Origin of the sequence: Pseudomonas sp. SO81, assembly GCF_030374125.1 — a bacterium.
In the GTDB taxonomy this organism is placed as follows: Bacteria; Pseudomonadota; Gammaproteobacteria; order Pseudomonadales; family Pseudomonadaceae; genus Aquipseudomonas.
In genome coordinates, this window is record NZ_CP126126.1 from 3984704 (window position 1) to 4000694 (window position 15991).

Genomic DNA, 15991 nt, shown 5'->3' on the forward strand with positions numbered 1-15991 from the left:
CCCAGACGGGGCGGGGCTTTCGAGCGTTTTTGGGATTTCTACCAGAGGAAGATCAGGAAAAGGGCGGGGAGGGGTGAGATGAAGAAGCGGACGTATGCAGGAAAGGCGCTGGGTGACACCGAGTGGTTGCTGGAGCAGTGGGGCTGGTGGCGCATGGATGGGATGGGAGTGCCGCGGTATGTGTCGCCGTCCTATGTGCTGATCCGGGACAACACGAACTGCATGGGCGGCATCAAGAACTACGCGATCATCGATGACGTGGCGCTGGCGGTGGATGCTGCTGTGGCCAGGCTGTCGAGCAGGGATGAGCAGATGGGCACGTTCGTGTGGCTGTACTTCGGCGCGAAGTGGCCGGCACTGCGAATCGGCCGAGAGAGCGGCATGGGTGAAGCGAAGGCGCGGGAGCTGATCAAGGCTGGTGTGGCGTGGATCGATGGGGCGATGGAGAAATTTCGCGAGGCTGCGTAGAAAAAGCTTTCCGCGCGGATAAGCACCTGCTTTCATGGCACCGTGTCTGGCTTTCCGGACAGCGACACCACACTCAAAAGCCCTGGCAGAGATGCCGGGGCTTTTTCGTTCTTGCTCCGCGCAGTTCCCCCCCAGGCTGCGCCCTCTGCCCCAGCTCCTGGGGCGTTTTCTTCTGGAGATACCCCTTATGGCCGAGCCAAGCACATTGGCTGTCGTGGCTGGCACCGGCATTGTGGGTATCGGCGGCGCCGCGCTGTTGCCGGGCGTTGACCTCAATGCCGTGGTGGGCGCCTTCGGCGGTGCGGTCCTGTTCGTGCTGTGGGCCAAGAGCCTGCCCATTATGGTCCGCCTGCTATATCTGTTCCCTTGCTGGATTGCTGGGTATTTCGCCGGTGGAGAGGCGGTCGGGCGTGGCTGGACGCAGTACAGCGGGTTGCCGGCTCTCGTCGGCGCCGCGGCTCTGATTATGATCATCACCAGTGCGTTGGAATGGATGACCACAGGCCAGACACCGACATGGATCAAGACTGTTTGGGGCTGGTGGCGGGAGTTCCGCACTGGAGGCTCAAATGGCTAACACTGTGGTGGCTGTGATTCAGGTGGATCTGTGGACAGTAGCGGCCGCAGTGATATGCGCTGCCATTTGCCTGCGGGTGCTAACTTGGCGCTCGACCGAGAATCAACGCACGGATCTGTGGGCCGCCTTCGTGGCCTGGCTGCTTGCGTTCTCGACCGGTGGATTCGCCTTGCTTGTAGGCATGGCGCCCCTGCACGGGGAACTGGTGCCGGCCGTCTCGCCACCTCTGGTGGTGGTGCTGGGCATCGTGCTGGTTCAGTTGCTGCGCGCTCGTGGAAATGTCGCCTCGTTCTTGCGTGTGGACTGGAGCACTGGCCCATGGCGAGGGCGCGATAGGCGCAAGGCTTCTAGCTGATGGCCGCCTCGAAGCTGAAACTCCGCCTGCGCGTTCGGATCGCCTGGTGGTGGCCCTTCTATGTGATGGGTGTTCGCGTTGCTTGCAGTGTCACGGGGCTGCCTGCTGACCCGCGCAAAGTACTGTTCTGGGCCAATCGTGCAGTGAAGGGGCGTGTGTCCGTCGCTCGCGAGGAGTAGACCATGATCAAGGTGGCGTTCAGCGGCCTGCGGGAACGCCTGCAGACGCTGGACCGCCTGGAGCGTGAACAGCTGCCATTTGCTGCTGCTCTGGCGCTGACCCGCACTGCCCAGGTGGTGGCGGATGACCTGCGTGCCGAGATGCAGGTGGTATTTGATAGACCAACGCCAGCGACCCTCAACAGCCTATTCATCCAGCCTGCCACCAAGCAGAGGATGGAGGCGCGGGTCTGGATCAAGGATGGCGGATCAGCAGGCCCTGCTGGCCGCTCGGTGGGTGGCACTGGTACATGGGGTAAGGGCAGGGCAGCCATCAAGTGGCTGACGCCTGAAGTCTTCGGCGGGCCTCGTGATGACAAGGGTGTCGAGCGTCTACTGCGTCGGCGTGGTGTGCTTGCCCAAGGGCAGTACGTGGTGCCCGGGGAGAAGCTGCCGCTGGATCAGTACGGCAACGTCAGCCGCGGCACGCTGAACAAGATTCTGTCCGGTGCCAGCCTGTTCACCCAGGAGGGCTACAGCGCCAACGCCACAGGCAGCAAGCGCAGCCGGGCCAAGGGTAACGCCAAGCGTTACTTCGTCATGCACGACAGCAACCGAAAGCCGTTCGCCATTGCCGAGCGCACTGGCTCGGGCAGGTCTGGGTTGCGTGTGGTGTTGGCCTTCACCAAGAGGCCGAGCTACAGCAAGGCGCTCGACTGGTATGCCATCGCTGAGCGCTCTGCAGAGCAGTCGTTGCCTATCGAGTTCGAGAAGGCGATGGCGCAGGCGCTGGCCACCATGCGCCGTCGATAGGGCCACCCTATGGCTTTGGGTCCTCCTGGGTGGGGCCCCCTATGAGGGTAATTCGAGCCCCGCGCGCGAATTATGTATGACCGATTTTCGGAGGTTGGTTGTTGTTTAGTCATGGCCAAGAACGAAACAACCAGGCAGCCGGGATGGTTAAACAAGTCCGAGATGGCCAAAAGCCTCGGCATTTCTCCGCAAGCCTTTGATAAATGGGACGTTGAGCCCATTGCCCGGATTGGCCGCGAGGCGTTCTACCGGGTGCAGGATGTCGTGCAAAACCGCATCGACCACGCGCTGAGGAAATACCAACCTGACGACCCTGATGGCGAAGGTTCCGATCGCAAGGTCGAGTCCGAGCTACTCCGTGAACGACTACGACTGACTTCGGCGCAGGCAGACGCTCAGGAACAAAAGAATCAGGTGAACGAGCGAATCCTCGTCCCGGTCCCGTTCGCCACCTATTCACTGGCCAAGATCGCCGCCCAGATCGGCTCGAAACTGGAGACAGTCTGCAAGACCGTCAGCCGTCGGTTCCCCGATCTTGACCCGGTGGTGCTGGAGGCCTTCGAGCGGGAGATAGCCCTGGCGCGCAACCTCGCCGCGCACTTCGGCGACGACCTTCCGGAAATCCTCGATGAGTATCTTGCGACCCTGGATCAATGACCTGCAGAAGGCGGTCAGCTTAGGGTTGCAGGGGCTGTACAAAGAGCCGCCCATGACGGCGGTGGAGTGGGCGGACAAGCACTTCTATATGTCCGCCGAGTCCTCGTACAACGAGGGACGATGGAAGACCGCCCCGTTCCAGGTCGCGATCCTGAACGCGATGGGAAACGACCTCATCCGGGTAGTGAACTTCCGGAAGTCAGCGCGGATCGGCTACACCAAGCTGCTGATGGCCAACATCGGCTACAAGATCCAGCACAAGCGCCGCAACGTGATGATGTGGAGTCCGACTGACCCGGACGCCGAAGACATCAGCAAAAGCCACGTGAACGGCCTGATTCGGGATGTCCCGGTACTGCTGGACCTGGCACCTTGGTTCGGGCGGAAGCACAGCGACAACACCCTGGACCAGAAGGTCTTCTCGAACCGCCGCACGCTGTGGATTCGCGGCGGCAAGGCCTCTCGCAACTACCGCGAGAAGTCGGCGGACGAGGTGATCTACGACGAGCTGTCGAAGTTCGATGCCGACGTAGAAGGCGAGGGCGACCCAGTCACTCTGGGCGACAAGCGCCTGAACGGCGCCGTGTACCCCAAGTCCATCCGTGGCTCCACCCCGGGCAAGGAAGACACCTGCCAGATCTCCAAAGCCTCCGACGAGTCACCGTACCGCCTCAACTTTCAGATCGCCTGCCCGCACTGCCGGCAGGAGCAGATGCTGAAGTGGGGCGGCAAGGACTGCGCCTACGGCCTGAAGTGGGAAAAGAACGCCCTCGGCGAGGCTGAAAAAGCCTGGTACCTGTGCGAGTACTGCGCCGGCATCTTCTTCCATCAGGACATGGTGCTGGCATCCGAAGCCGGCCGTTGGGTCTGCGAAGTCACCGGCATCTGGACTCGGGATTCGATGGACTGGTTCGGGGCCGATGGCGAGCCGATCCGCACGCCGCGCTCCGTCACTTTCCTGTGCTGGGCGATATACAGCACCTGGTCCACCTGGCTGTCCCTGGTGGACGAGTGGCTCAAGGTTAAGGGTGATCGCGAAAAGCTGATCACCTTCATCAATACCACCCGCGGTGAGGTGTGGATCGAGGACCAGGGCGACCGCGTCGAGTGGGAGCTGCTCTACGGTCGACGGGAGATCTACCCGAACACGGCGCAGGTCCCCGAGCAGGCCCTGGGCCTGTTCGGGGGTATCGACACCCAGGACGACCGATACGAGGGGCGGGTCTGGGCAATCGGCGCCGGCGAGGAAAAGTGGCTCATCCACCGATTCATCCTCGGCGGCGACCCGGCGAGCGCAGAGTTGCGCCGCAAGGTGGGCGTAGAGCTGCAGCGCGAGTTCAAGCGCCCGGACGGCACGCCCATGCGGGTGGAGCGGTGGTGCTGGGATGCCGGCGGCCACTACTCGGACGAGGTTGCCGAGGAGAGCGTGAAGCACGGCGTGCGCTGGGTGATCCCGATCTTCGGGGCCAGTACCTACGGCAAGCCCATCGCCAACTTCCCGCGGCGCCGCAAGAACAAGGTCTACAAGACCGAGGTCGGCACCGACAACGCCAAGGAGCTGATCTACAGCCGTCTGCGTATCCAGGTGCCGCAGCCCTGGTCGGCCACGCCAGGCTGCATCCACCTACCGCTGATCGACTGGTGCGATGAAGACGAGCTCAAGCAGCTGACCGCAGAGCGGAAGAAGCCAGTGATGGTGAAGGGCAAGCGCGAGCTGCGCTGGGATTCAGGCGGCCGCCGAAACGAGGCCCTCGACTGCCTGGTGTACGCCATCGCCGCGCTGCGCATCAGCCAGCTGCGCTTCGGCTTCGACCTCGATGCACTCGAAGCTCAACGCCTCGCCGCGGCGCGCCCGATCAAGGCCGAGGTTGTGGCCAAGCGAATCAATGACCAATCCGCCCAGGACGCTAATGCCGCGTTCCTGAGCACAACAGGTAATAGCCCATGGCTGTGACACTTACTCAGGCGCAGAACATGCTGCAGCGCTACCTCACTGCCGAGCAGGAGGTGCTCGAGGGTCGAACCGTCAGCTTCGGTGGGCGCACGCTGGGCATGGCCGATTTGGACGAGATCCGCGTTGGCCGCCAGGAGTGGGAGCGCAAGGTCAATCGGCTGTCCGGCGGTGGTTCCGCTGGCTACAAGCTGGCGACTTTCGAATGAACTGGCTCGATCGGCTGCTGGCACCGTTGGCGCCTGGCTTCGTGGCGCAGCGCCTGCGACACCAGGCCGTTATCCAGGCCTATGAGGCAGCGCGCCCGACTCGCACGCACAAGGCCAAGGGCGAGACGCGCAGCGCGAATGCTGCGCTGCAGGCCGCCGGCCGCTCGCTGCGGGAGCAGTGCCGCTGGCTGGACGAGAACCACGACATCGTGACCGGGATCTTCGATCGCCTGGAAGAGCGGGTGGTGGGCGGCGCGGGAATCGGTATCGAACCACTGGTGCTTGGCCTAGACGGCGAAGTGCACCTGGAGTTCTGCGCCCAGATCAAAACCGCCTGGGGCGAGTGGTCGCTGAAGCCAGAAACCGCTGGTGAGCTGACGCGCCCGCAGATGGAACGCATGGTCTGCCGCACCTGGCTGCGTGACGGCGAGGGCCTGGCGCAGAAGGTAATGGGCAACGTGGCCAACTATCGCCACCTGACCAGGGTTCCGTTTGCCCTGGAGCTGCTCGAGCCGGACTACCTGCCATACGACTACAACGATATCTCCAAGGGGATCATCCAAGGCATCGAGCGCGATGCCTGGCGGCGGGTGCGAGCCTATCACCTGCTGAAGGCCCACCCGGGCGATCTGGGGCAGGGCATCTACCAGAACACCAAGCGAGTGGACGCGGATCGCGTCATCCACATCGCTTATCGCAAGCGAATCGGCCAGAACCGTGGCGTGCCGCTGCTGCATGCCGCGTTGATCCGCCTGGCTGACCTGAAGGATTACGAGGAGAGCGAGCGCATCGCGGCGCGGATCTGTGCGGCGATGGCCTTCTACATCAAGAAGGGCGAGCCCCACGACTACGACGAGAAGAATGCGCCCGAGAAGCGCGGTTCCTTCCCCATCGCCCCCGGCATGGTCTTCGACGACCTGCTGCCGGGCGAAGACATCGGCATGTTCGAGAGCAACCGCCCGAACCCGATGCTGGAGGGCTTCCGCAACGGAATGATCCGGGCTGTGTCGGCTGCCGGCCGTATTGGTTACTCGACCGCCTCTCGCTCCTATGACGGAACCTACTCGGCGCAGCGCCAGGAGTTGGTCGAGGCTCAGCTGGGTTACGACCTGCTGCAGCACGAGTTCATCGACTACTGGTGCCGGCCGGTCTATCGCACATGGCTGCCGCTGGCCATCGCCGCCGGCGTGCTCAAGCCGCCGGCCGACGTAGACCTGCGCACGCTCTATGCGGCTGTCTACCAGGGGCCGGTGATGCCGTGGATCAACCCGATGCACGAGGCCCAGGCCTGGGAACTGTTGGTCAAGGCGGGCTTCGCCGACGAGGCAGAGGTTGCCCGCTCGCGCGGCCGCGACCCGCAGGAGCTCAAGCGCGCCCGCATCGGCGAGATCAAGAAGAACCGCGAGGCGGGGCTGGTGTTCAGCTCCGACGCGTTCCACGACCTGCCGGTGCCGGACCAGCTCACAGCCGTAGAGGCAGTGCAGAAGGCCTATCTGGGCGTCGGGAAGATGATTACCGCCGAGGAGGCGCGCGAGCTGGTCAACCAGCACGGTGCGGGCCTCACCGGTCCGACCCCCGATTTCTCTGAACCCAATCAACAAGGAGGCACCCATGGGGAGCCATCGGAAGCTGACTAGCGCGCTCCTGGCGCCGCTGGCTATGGCGGTGGCCACCAGTGCCGCCCTGACCGAAGAGACCAAGCCCGAGGGCAGCTGGTACAGCATCAAGGCGCTGAGCCGCGGCGTTGCCGAAATCCTGCTCTATGACGAGATCGGCATGTGGGGCATCACCGCCCAGCAGTTCGCCCGCGAGCTGAAGGCTCTGGGAGACCTGTCGCTAATCAGCCTGCGCATTCACTCGCCCGGCGGCGACGTGTTCGAGGGCACGGCGATCTACAACCTGCTCAAGCATCACCCGGCCCGCGTGGAAGCCCACGTGGACGGACTGGCCGCTTCGATGGCGTCGGTTATCGCCATGGCCGCCGACACCATCTACATGCCCGAGAACGCGCTGATGATGGTCCACCGGCCGTGGGGCATCCAGGGCGGCGAAGCGGACGACATGCGCCGCTACGCCGACCTGCTCGAAAAGATCGAAGAAACCATGGTGGCGGCCTACATGGCCAAGACCGGGAAGTCCGAAGAGGAAATCAAGGCTCTGCTCAAGGCCGAGACCTGGATGGATGGCCGCGAGGCTGTCGAGGCCGGCTTTGCCGACCTGCTCACTGAGCCGCTCGCCGCGGCAGCTCAACTCACCTCCAAACGCATGCAGGAGTTCGCCCACATGCCCGAAGCAATGAAAAACCTGATGCAGCCGCGCGCCTCTACTACCCCGGTAGCCGCTGCCCCAAACCAGCCGCCGGCAGCTGCTGCGCCTGCTGCTCCCTCCGCGCCTGCGGCACCTGCTGCAGCCGTCACTGACGAAGCCACCATCCTGGCCCGCGCTAAGGCTGCCGAGGACGTTCGCCGCGATGGCATCCGCGCGGTGTTTACGCCGTTCGCCGCCAGCCATGGCGACATGCTCAATGAGCTGTTGCTGGACCAGACTGTCACCGTCGAGCAGGCCCAAGCCAAGCTGTTGGCCAAGATCGCGGAGAACACCACCCCGTCGGCTGGCCCGCAGGGCCGCAGCGGCGCCAACGCTCACATCCACGCCGGCAACGGCAATCTGGTTGGCGACTCGGTGCGCGCTTCCATTCTGGCCCGCGCTGGCCTCGAGGAACTGCAGGCCGACAACCGCTACAACTACATGAGCCTTGGCGAGCTGGCCCGCGCCTCCCTGGTGGATCGCGGCGTCGGTGTCGCGAGCCAGAACCGCATGCAGATGTACGGCCTGGCCTTCACCCACACCACCAGCGACTTCGGCAACATCCTGATCGATGTGGCCCACCGCTCGCTGCTGGCCGGCTGGGAAGAGGCTGAGGAGACCTTCCAGCTGTGGACCAAGAAGGGCTTCTTGAGCGACTTCAAGACCGCCCGCCGCGTTGGCCTGGGTGAGTTCTCCGCGCTGCGCCAAGTGCGCGAGGGTGCCGAGTACAAGTACGTCACCGTCGGTGACCGTGCCGAGCAGATCGTTCTGGCCACCTACGGCGAGCTGTTCAGCATCACCCGCCAGACCATCATCAACGATGACCTGAGCATGCTGACCGATATCCCGCGCAAGATGGGTATCGCCGCCAAGGGCACCATCGGCGACCTGGTGTACGCGGTACTGACCGGCAACCCGGCGCTGTCCGATGGCAAGGCCCTGTTCCATGCCGACCACAAGAACCTGCTCACCGGCGGCACCTCTGCGCTCTCGCTCGAGTCCCTGAGCAAGGCGAAGACCCAGATGGCCACTCAGAAGACGCAGGTCGAGGGCGACGCCAAAGCCCGCACCCTGAATATCCGTCCGGCGTTCGTGATCACCCCGGTAGCCTTGGAAGACAAGGCCCGCCAGATCATCGAGTCTGCCTCGGTGCCGGGCGCTGACTCGAACAGCGGCATCGTCAACCCGATCCGCGGCTTCGCCAAGGTGATCGGCGAGGCGCGTCTGGATGACGCTTCCGCCACTGCCTGGTATCAGGCCGCCCGCCAGGGTTCGGACACCATCGAGGTGGCCTACCTCGACGGCAACGAACTGCCGTACATGGAGCAGCAGCAGGGCTTCACCGTCGACGGCGTGGCCACCAAGGTGCGCATCGATGCTGGTGTGGCCCCGCTGGACTTCCGCGGCCTGCAGAAGGCCAACGGCGCCTAATCACCGTTCGCCCCAGAGAGCCCCGCATAGAGCGGGGCTTTTTGTTTCCGCTTCCCCCAAGCCACAGGAGAGAACCCCATGGCCAAGAATTACGTGCAGGACGGCGACTCGCTGACCCTGATCGCTCCCGCTGGCGGCGTCGTGTCCGGCAACCCCTATGTCATTGGTACCCTCGCAGTTGTTGCGCTGGTGACCGCCGCCGCCGGCGAACCCTTCGCGGCTCGCGCGACTGGCGTCTTCCGCCTGCCGTGCGCCACTGGCCTGACCCAGGGCGCCAAGGTCAGCCTGAAAGAGGGCGGCCTGGTTGCGGATGGCACCGCCTCGTCTTTCCCGTTCGGCAAGCTTACCGCTGCCGAGGATGACGGCTTCGCCGACTGCCGCCTGAGTAACTGACCGTGGAAGGCCGCTTCGCGCGGGCACAGGCCCGCCTGCACCGCGTGGGGGCGGCTCGCCTGGCCGACTCGATCGGCCGCTACCAGGAGAACGGCGCCACAGTAGCTGAGGACCTGGAGCTGCAGGTCGATCAGCAGTGGGGCGAGTTTGGCGCCGGCGATGCATTCGCCGCTGGCGTCAAGTTCGTCACCTGGCACAAGTGCCGCCTCGATTCAGCCTCTACCGGCGGCCTGTTCCTCGTCGGTACCGAGCGGTTCCTCGTAGAGAAGATCCTTGCCGACGACGGCCACATGGTCACCGCGGCGTGCATGGTGCAGTCATGAGCAACATCATCACTGAGGTTCGCCAGGCGCTGCTCGCCAGGCTGGGCACCATCCTCACCCGCAACGGGTACCGCACCAACATCGGCGGTGCTGTGAAGGCGGGGTGGTTCAACGAGATCGCCAAGCCTGGCAGCGTGCCGGCCACCGGCATGGTGGTTGTGCAGCGTGGCAAGGGCAAAGAGCCGAAGGCCGGGGCGCACGAGCTGATGATGCACATCGGCTTTTCGGTGATCGGCGCCGTGACCGCCGGCGTTGAGGGCTACGAGCCAGCGATCGAGGATATCGAGCTGGACCTGCTCCAGTGCCTGACACCTATCGATGGCGTGTTCGTTGACTGGCTGCCTCGCGGGGCTCCCGGTCTTGCCGTTGGCGCGCCCGACCCATACCCGCCCGGCGATGGCTTGCCCGCCGCCACCGTACTGATCCCCATCCACATCCGGACCATTGTCGAGGCATCCGGCTCGACCTATCCCTGAGGGCTACACCATGCCGCATATCAAAGAAACCGCCCTGATCGGCGGCCGCTTCAAGCTGGGCAAGGCCGGTGGCCGCGCGCCGACCGACTTTATCGGCCTGGTATCCACCGCCCAGGAGCAGATCGAGCAGACCGAGATCCGCCTGCCGGACACCACCACCCCGCAGGGCGGCACCTACGACACCTTCGCCCGGGTCGATCGCTTCTTCCTGACCCTTGCCCTGCGCGAGATCAACTCCCGTAACCTGGCCAACGCCCTCTATGCCGATATCGCCGAGGTGCCGAGCACCGCGGTAGTCGCCGAGCAGGTTGTGCTCGGCGTGGGCCAAACCACCGCCCTGGCCCTGATGCCGCTGGAGATCACCAAGGTGGAGATCGACAGCACCGAGTACGACGAGGACATTGACTGGCGCATCACCGGCGCTGGTATCGAGGTGATCGAGAACAGCGACCTCGCCGACTACATCGCCGCCCAGCTGGGCACCAAGTCCGCCAGCAGCGCGCCGAAGGCCGGCGGCAACACCGGCAACGGCACCATGGGTGCGGTCACCGTGAGCAGCGCCGCCGTCGGCGCCTACACCGTCACCTTCACCTCTGCCACCGCCTTCAACGTCACCGGCCCGGCCGGGTCGGTGGGCAGCGGTACCACCGGCACTCTGTTCAACACGGGTGGCCTGAGCTTCACCATCAACGCTGGCGCCACTCCGTTCGTGGCCGGTGACGGCTTCACCATCACCGTGGTGCAAGTTACCGAAGTGGTGGCCGAGGTGGACTACACCAGCGCCGCCTTCGACGAGATTGAGCTGCTCACCAACTCCGGCGAGGAGTGGTACCTCCTGATGGAGGGCGCCAACGCCGTGGGCGAGAAGGGCAAGTTCAACGCCCACTACTGGCGCGTGAAGTTCAGCCCGACCGAGAGTCGCGACGTGATCGGCAACGAGGACTTCATGACCATGACCGTGCGCGCCGAGGTGCTCCGCGAGGACTCCCGCTCCACCGGCGACGCCAAGTCGGCCTACGGCAAGCTGCAGAAGCAGCGGCTGGCGGTGTGATCGAAGTAGGGGTTGCCGAGTGGCTGCCCCTGCGCCGAGCTAAGAGAGATTGAAGCGCTTCGCCATGTAATCGAGCGCTTCTTGCTCAGCTGCAGATGCTTTTTTCTCTGTCTTGACGATGGTGTTGCAGGCAATCAATAGGCGCTTCATCAGCGTCTGGTCACCGCCGCTGGCGATTGAGCCTACAACACGCTTGAAGGTGGACAGGGCGGGGATTGCTGTTGAGCGGAACAGGGCGGCCGTCATCTCATCGTTGATGCGCACGTCTCCGCTCAGCACCCTGCATGCCGCCGTCATTACCTTTCGCTCGGCGGCAGTCAGGCGGCCATCCGCCTTGCCGACGTACACCAGGATCTGAAGAACGGCGCGCTTGTTCGCGGCGAACTGCTCAAGGGCGTAGCCGGGGGAGCCTTGCCAGGCCCGCAGCAGATGGCTGTAGGTGTTGCTCACGAGCTCGCCAGTGTTGATGTCGACGCAGGAGGTGACTCGTTCGTGGAGAAACGAGCGGTAGCGCTCGCGCAGGTGACAGAAGCCGAACATCTCGTATGGATCGAACGCGGTAACGGACACCCCGCGCTGAGTAGCTACACCGCCAGCATCGGTATACCCGATGGTAAGCGTGGCGATAGTGCCTGCTGGTCTGTTCGGCATTTGCGATCCCTGCTTATCGTTTGCACGAATCTAGCCACCGTTAAGCCTGTGCGCCAGCTGTGATTTTGCACGAGTGACGTATGTTGCTAGAGTCCCTTGCAGTTCAACCGGGAGGGATGCCCCATGCAGTGCGAGTTTTGTCGATACGAGTTCTCCATGAAGGAGGTGCAGGAGTCTGCTCTCTGCCCTCGATGTGAAGAGCGCCGCCAGGCGGAGCAGCGAAGAAAGGCAGCCGACGCGGCTGTTGCTCCGCACGTGCGGAAAGTGATGGACGAGTTCCGAGGTGCCCAACCGGTCGTCATCATGGACCTCAACATGAGCTTCAACTCGATGGTGTGGTTCATGGTGAAGTGGGCGATAGCGTCCATACCGGCGCTCATCATTCTCTTCATCATCGGCGTGATGCTAGTTGCAATGTTTGGCGGATTCCTCGGCGCTCTATCGCGATAGGCGTGGCGCGAGTTTTTCTGGCCCGCTTCGGCGGGCTTTTTGTTGCCTGGAGAACGGCATGAGCGACATTGGAAAGGTAGTTAACCGGCGCATCGGTGAATTGGATGTGGTGTGTCGCGAGCTGACCGTGGGCCGGTTGCGCGCATTGGTCACCGCCGCTTCGGAAATGGACGTGGTGCATGATTTTCTCTTCGAGGATCTGCGTCTCTGCGACCTGCCCACCTTCACCAATCTGACCCTTGCTCAAGTCGACGCCCTACCGCCCAGCGCAGTGCGGGTGGTGATCGATGGGTGCCGCGAGGCAAACGCTGATTTTTTCGAGATGCTGGCCAGGGTGAAATCCCTACGGGCTGCTTCCTGAGCCAGCTTGACCAGGCCGTGGTGCTGCTTGTGAGGGCCGGGCATCACTCGGTTCTTGAATACCCGTGGACGCTGTTTCAGCACGCATTGAAAGGTGGCCAGCATGGCTGAAGTCGAACTGCGGATGACTGCTGACCTGGACCAGGCGCTCAACGAGGTGCGTGGCTTCAGCAAGGAATACGCGAAGCTAGTCACCCAAATCGAGAAGCCTCTGCGCCAGGTAAACATGGCTCGCGACCTTGAGCGCGACCTGGAGGCCAGCGGCAAGGCCGTTCAGTCCGCCCGGGTGCGCCTCGCGACACTGCAGCGCGAGTTGATCAATACCGAGTCCCCAACGGAGCGCCTTAAGGAATCCTTCCGGGAGGCCACTAAGGAACTGCAGCGCCTGGAGCGTGCAGAGGCGGTGCAGGCCAATCAACTGGCGCGGGTTCGGTCTGAGCTGAAGGGCGCTGGTGTTGATACTACCCGGCTTGCCGCCGAACAGCGGCGCCTCAACGCTGAGATGACCCGCGCGCAAGGAGACGGCCGCCAGGATGCAGCAGCACGTGGCATCCGCGACCGTGCCGCCGCGCTCAAGCAACAGGCCATCGCTCAGCGTCAGGCGAACATTGAAGCTGCGCGCGACAACCTGGGAATCAACCGCCTCCGCGCGATACAGGGCGAGATTCAGGGAGCTCGTCAGCAGTATGAGCTGCTGCGGACAAGCGGAAAATTGAGCACCAAGGAACTGGCTGTCGCCCAGCAGCAACTCACACAGCGAATCCGCGATAGCAAGAGCGAGCTTCAGGCCCTATCAAGCGCTCAGGGTGGCGGCGCGCTGGCCGGGATCGGTGCGGGGAGACTGGCAGGGGTAGCGGGCGGAGTAGTTGGTGCGGCGGCCTTGGCAGGTCAGTACGCGGCGGCTATCGATCCAATAAAGAACATGCGCGCCCAACTGGATCTGGCCACGGATAGCCAGGAGGAGCTGAACAAAGCTCTGGCTGACTCCGCGCGTATTGCTGACGCCGCCGGCGCGCCGCTAACTGACACCGCAGAACTCTATGCCAAACTGGTCCCGCCAGTGAAAGAACTTGGCGGCAGCCAACAGGATGCGGCGAACAGTACTGAGGCGTTTGCCCTTGGCCTTCGAATCAGCGGCGCCAACGCCCAACAGTCGGCAGCAGCCATGCAGCAGTACGTGCAGGCTCTCAACCGAGGCGTCTTCCAGGCGGAAGAGTTCAACTCAGTTTCCGATGGAAACATCAGACTGATTCGCGCCTTTGCTGAAGAACTTGGGGTGACAGTCGGCGAGTTCCGTAACATGGTTCTGGCGGGGGAGATCACCAGCGAAATGCTGATCGACCTTTCCAACCGAGTGCTGCCCGCGCTGCGCGCCGAAGCTGAGCAAATGCCTGAAACCTGGGCGGCAGCCACTACACGCCTGACCAACTCTTTCCAGCAGCTACTGGGCAAGTTCGACGAGAGCACCGGCGCCTCGCAGAAGCTGATCGACAAGATCAACAGCTTGGCCACTTCCCTCGATCTACTTGGGTCAGGTAGTGCCAAGAAGGCGGCTGTTGGGGTTGGTAACGTCGCAACTGAGGCGGCCAAGGCAGTACCGCTGCTGAACACGATGGCGCTGGCTGTAGAGCATTTGGGGCGCGTGACTGGCATGGGCACATTTGCCGAGAACGCCGAAGAGATGGTGCAGGAGGAGGTGAAGGTCTACGACTTCCGGGCAGAGCGGCTTGCGGCGCATCACGCAAGGGTTCGCGATATGGAGCAGCAGGCAGGTGAGGACGGCAAGGCCATAAAGGAGCAGCAGCTCAAGGATACTAAGGCTGCACTTCAGCAGCAGATCGCCGCCGAGCGCAAGGCCGCCAGCGAACTGGCAAAGGCCAAGCAGGCGCAGCTGGACACCCAAAAGCGATACAAGGACGCTCTTGCCAGTCTGGCTGGAGGCGGCCAGGCCAGCGAGCCGAGCTTCGCCCAGGCGACTGCGCTGAAGGCCGGAGCGCGCCAGGCACTGCAGGGTGGCGATGTTGAGAAGGCAAAGCAGCAGGCGCAGGCAGCGCTCGAGGTGCTGAAGCAGCTGAAAGATGCCGGCAAGAACACCTATGGCTTTGCCGGCATGATCAAAGAGCTGAAGTCGATCGAGGACTCTGCGGACAGCTCGAATGTGGAGGATGCCCAGAAGCAGCTGAAGCAGACGCAGGATATCGTTGCTCAAACCAAGGCGGCGCTCGAGGAGCTGAAGGACATCAAGGTGCAGCCCACCTTGGATGCCGAAGCGCAGCAGGCGCTGCTGGATCAGATGGCGAGACTGGCCGACCAGGCCAAGATCATCATGACGATCCCGGTGACCTACAAGCAAAGCGACTTCGACCCCGTCTCTGGCGACTACATCCTGCAGCAACCCAACTTGACGCCGCCCGGCTTCGCCGATGGGGGCTGGACCGGCCCGGGTGGCAAGTACCAGCCTGCAGGTGTGGTGCATGCCGGCGAGCACGTTCAGCCTCAACGCATTGTGCGGGAGCCTGGGGCGCTTTCCTTTCTGGAGCGTATCCGCCGGGATGGCTTCCGCAGCACACTGGCCAGCCTGCGAGATGGCTACGCCGAGGGTGGATTGGTCGGGCCGCGCAGCCTGCCGGCCATCCCGCCGATTCCGCCGAGCCTGCTGGAGGCTAGCGGCGGGAGCGCCGAAAGCCTGGGCACTCTGGTGCTACAGCTGGGCGGCCAGCAGTTTTCGGTGAAGGCGCCGCGCAGTACCGCTGAAGAGTTGAACCGAACGGCCCGCAAGCTGGGCGCGACCAGCCGCTGACCATAGCCCGCCTCGGCGGGCTTTCTTTTGCCCGGAGTTTTTATGGCCTTACCGCGAGTGATGCTCGGCGGCGTCGAGATCGTTGTGCACGCCGGCGTGCCGGAGCAGGCCGATGCGCCGATTCTGGCGGAGGCGATCGTGCGCATGGGGCAGGGCGGCGGCGTGAAGCTGACGCACTTCCGCAAGGCCGGCGGCAGCATCAGCGGCCAAGGCTGGATGCCGCCGGGGCTCGATGGGCTGGACTACAGCCAGCCGCTGGATCTGCGCCTGACGAAGCAGGAGAGCATCGCGCAGCCGACCCACATCGGCATCATGCTCACCAGCACACCGCGGCCTGATTTCGCGCCTTGGGCCCAGGCCCTGATCGGCCGGGAATGGGTGCGCACGCCTATGGTGCTCGCCGGGTTGGCTGCCACCGTAACGCCAGTGCCAGGCGCCACGATGTACAGCGTGCAGTGGATGCCGCGCTACTGGGTGTTCGCGCAGCGCCCGGTGCAGCAGATGAACCCGGGTGACCCATCCCGGCCGCACAGCTGGTCCATCCCATGGGAAGAGGTCTGA

At 63.7% G+C, this 15991-nt stretch carries 18 protein-coding genes; 17 read left to right on the forward strand and 1 reads right to left on the reverse strand.

Annotation, left to right across the window (positions count from 1 at the left end):
• Nucleotides 1–78 precede the first annotated feature (78 nt).
• The 13 genes from OH686_RS18920 (at nt 79) to OH686_RS18980 (ending at nt 11169) form a co-directional block, all read left to right on the forward strand.
• Entirely contained in the window at nt 79–468 is a 390-nt protein-coding gene (locus tag OH686_RS18920; protein ID WP_289534460.1) for an antitermination protein Q, read from the forward strand.
• Between the two features lie 187 nt (nt 469–655).
• On the forward strand, nt 656–1045 hold the full coding sequence (locus OH686_RS18925; RefSeq protein ID WP_289534461.1) for a putative holin: 390 nt from the start codon (nt 656–658) through the stop codon (nt 1043–1045).
• On the forward strand, nt 1038–1400 hold the full coding sequence (locus OH686_RS18930) for a phage holin family protein (protein ID WP_289534462.1): 363 nt from the start codon (nt 1038–1040) through the stop codon (nt 1398–1400). Before OH686_RS18925 ends, OH686_RS18930 begins: the two co-directional genes overlap by 8 nt.
• A 182-nt stretch (nt 1401–1582) precedes the next feature.
• Complete coding sequence (locus OH686_RS18935) at nt 1583–2371, forward strand: hypothetical protein (protein ID WP_289534463.1); 789 nt, start codon at nt 1583–1585, stop codon at nt 2369–2371.
• A 111-nt stretch (nt 2372–2482) separates the two neighbouring features.
• Nucleotides 2483–3028 (forward strand): terminase small subunit, encoded by a 546-nt coding sequence (locus tag OH686_RS18940; RefSeq protein WP_289534464.1) that lies wholly within the window; start codon nt 2483–2485, stop codon nt 3026–3028.
• Complete coding sequence (locus OH686_RS18945; protein ID WP_289534466.1) at nt 3000–4982, forward strand: phage terminase large subunit family protein; 1983 nt, start codon at nt 3000–3002, stop codon at nt 4980–4982. Before OH686_RS18940 ends, OH686_RS18945 begins: the two co-directional genes overlap by 29 nt.
• On the forward strand, nt 4973–5188 hold the full coding sequence (locus OH686_RS18950; RefSeq protein ID WP_289534468.1) for a DUF6148 family protein: 216 nt from the start codon (nt 4973–4975) through the stop codon (nt 5186–5188). Before OH686_RS18945 ends, OH686_RS18950 begins: the two co-directional genes overlap by 10 nt.
• The gene (locus OH686_RS18955) at nt 5185–6825 is read left to right on the forward strand and encodes a phage portal protein (protein WP_289534469.1); all 1641 of its coding nucleotides are present in this window, start codon (nt 5185–5187) and stop codon (nt 6823–6825) included. The genes OH686_RS18950 and OH686_RS18955 overlap by 4 nt, the downstream gene beginning before the upstream one ends.
• On the forward strand, nt 6800–8926 hold the full coding sequence (locus OH686_RS18960; RefSeq protein WP_289534470.1) for a ClpP-like prohead protease/major capsid protein fusion protein: 2127 nt from the start codon (nt 6800–6802) through the stop codon (nt 8924–8926). The genes OH686_RS18955 and OH686_RS18960 overlap by 26 nt, the downstream gene beginning before the upstream one ends.
• A gap of 78 nt (nt 8927–9004) precedes the next feature.
• Nucleotides 9005–9319 (forward strand): capsid cement protein, encoded by a 315-nt coding sequence (locus OH686_RS18965; RefSeq protein ID WP_289534472.1) that lies wholly within the window; start codon nt 9005–9007, stop codon nt 9317–9319.
• A 2-nt stretch (nt 9320–9321) separates the two neighbouring features.
• Nucleotides 9322–9642, forward strand: coding sequence for a hypothetical protein (locus OH686_RS18970; RefSeq protein ID WP_289534474.1), 321 nt, complete (start codon nt 9322–9324; stop codon nt 9640–9642).
• Complete coding sequence (locus tag OH686_RS18975) at nt 9639–10118, forward strand: hypothetical protein (RefSeq protein ID WP_289534476.1); 480 nt, start codon at nt 9639–9641, stop codon at nt 10116–10118. Before OH686_RS18970 ends, OH686_RS18975 begins: the two co-directional genes overlap by 4 nt.
• A gap of 10 nt (nt 10119–10128) precedes the next feature.
• Nucleotides 10129–11169, forward strand: a complete 1041-nt coding sequence (locus OH686_RS18980; RefSeq protein WP_289534477.1) for a hypothetical protein — start codon at nt 10129–10131, stop codon at nt 11167–11169.
• 39 nt (nt 11170–11208) lie between these two features.
• Here OH686_RS18980 and OH686_RS18985 read toward each other — a convergent pair whose 3' ends face one another.
• Complete coding sequence (locus tag OH686_RS18985) at nt 11209–11820, reverse strand: hypothetical protein (RefSeq protein ID WP_289534478.1); 612 nt, start codon at nt 11818–11820, stop codon at nt 11209–11211.
• Nucleotides 11821–11976: 156 nt separating this feature from the next.
• Between OH686_RS18985 and OH686_RS18990 the strand changes: the two genes are divergently transcribed.
• From OH686_RS18990 to OH686_RS19005, 4 genes are all read left to right on the forward strand, one after another.
• Complete coding sequence (locus OH686_RS18990) at nt 11977–12270, forward strand: hypothetical protein (RefSeq protein WP_289534479.1); 294 nt, start codon at nt 11977–11979, stop codon at nt 12268–12270.
• Nucleotides 12271–12328: 58 nt separating this feature from the next.
• A complete protein-coding gene (locus OH686_RS18995) occupies nt 12329–12631 on the forward strand; it encodes a hypothetical protein (RefSeq protein ID WP_289534480.1) in 303 nt (100 codons plus the stop codon).
• 102 nt (nt 12632–12733) lie between these two features.
• The gene (locus OH686_RS19000) at nt 12734–15430 is read left to right on the forward strand and encodes a tape measure protein (protein WP_289534482.1); all 2697 of its coding nucleotides are present in this window, start codon (nt 12734–12736) and stop codon (nt 15428–15430) included.
• Nucleotides 15431–15472: 42 nt separating this feature from the next.
• Entirely contained in the window at nt 15473–15991 is a 519-nt protein-coding gene (locus tag OH686_RS19005; protein ID WP_289534484.1) for a hypothetical protein, read from the forward strand.

What these genes read in the sequence shown, in the direction of transcription:
- OH686_RS18920 (WP_289534460.1), top strand. Translation starts at nt 79, where the DNA reads ATGAAGAAGCGGACGTATGCAGGAAAGGCGCTGGGTGACACCGAGTGG.
- OH686_RS18925 (WP_289534461.1), top strand. Translation starts at nt 656, where the DNA reads ATGGCCGAGCCAAGCACATTGGCTGTCGTGGCTGGCACCGGCATTGTG.
- OH686_RS18930 (WP_289534462.1), top strand. Translation starts at nt 1,038, where the DNA reads ATGGCTAACACTGTGGTGGCTGTGATTCAGGTGGATCTGTGGACAGTA.
- OH686_RS18935 (WP_289534463.1), top strand. Translation starts at nt 1,583, where the DNA reads ATGATCAAGGTGGCGTTCAGCGGCCTGCGGGAACGCCTGCAGACGCTG.
- OH686_RS18940 (WP_289534464.1), top strand. Translation starts at nt 2,483, where the DNA reads ATGGCCAAGAACGAAACAACCAGGCAGCCGGGATGGTTAAACAAGTCC.
- OH686_RS18945 (WP_289534466.1), top strand. Translation starts at nt 3,000, where the DNA reads ATGAGTATCTTGCGACCCTGGATCAATGACCTGCAGAAGGCGGTCAGC.
- OH686_RS18950 (WP_289534468.1), top strand. Translation starts at nt 4,973, where the DNA reads ATGGCTGTGACACTTACTCAGGCGCAGAACATGCTGCAGCGCTACCTC.
- OH686_RS18955 (WP_289534469.1), top strand. Translation starts at nt 5,185, where the DNA reads ATGAACTGGCTCGATCGGCTGCTGGCACCGTTGGCGCCTGGCTTCGTG.
- OH686_RS18960 (WP_289534470.1), top strand. Translation starts at nt 6,800, where the DNA reads ATGGGGAGCCATCGGAAGCTGACTAGCGCGCTCCTGGCGCCGCTGGCT.
- OH686_RS18965 (WP_289534472.1), top strand. Translation starts at nt 9,005, where the DNA reads ATGGCCAAGAATTACGTGCAGGACGGCGACTCGCTGACCCTGATCGCT.
- OH686_RS18975 (WP_289534476.1), top strand. Translation starts at nt 9,639, where the DNA reads ATGAGCAACATCATCACTGAGGTTCGCCAGGCGCTGCTCGCCAGGCTG.
- OH686_RS18980 (WP_289534477.1), top strand. Translation starts at nt 10,129, where the DNA reads ATGCCGCATATCAAAGAAACCGCCCTGATCGGCGGCCGCTTCAAGCTG.
- OH686_RS18985 (WP_289534478.1), bottom strand. Translation starts at nt 11,820, where the DNA reads ATGCCGAACAGACCAGCAGGCACTATCGCCACGCTTACCATCGGGTAT.
- OH686_RS18990 (WP_289534479.1), top strand. Translation starts at nt 11,977, where the DNA reads ATGAAGGAGGTGCAGGAGTCTGCTCTCTGCCCTCGATGTGAAGAGCGC.
- OH686_RS18995 (WP_289534480.1), top strand. Translation starts at nt 12,329, where the DNA reads ATGAGCGACATTGGAAAGGTAGTTAACCGGCGCATCGGTGAATTGGAT.
- OH686_RS19000 (WP_289534482.1), top strand. Translation starts at nt 12,734, where the DNA reads ATGGCTGAAGTCGAACTGCGGATGACTGCTGACCTGGACCAGGCGCTC.
- OH686_RS19005 (WP_289534484.1), top strand. Translation starts at nt 15,473, where the DNA reads ATGGCCTTACCGCGAGTGATGCTCGGCGGCGTCGAGATCGTTGTGCAC.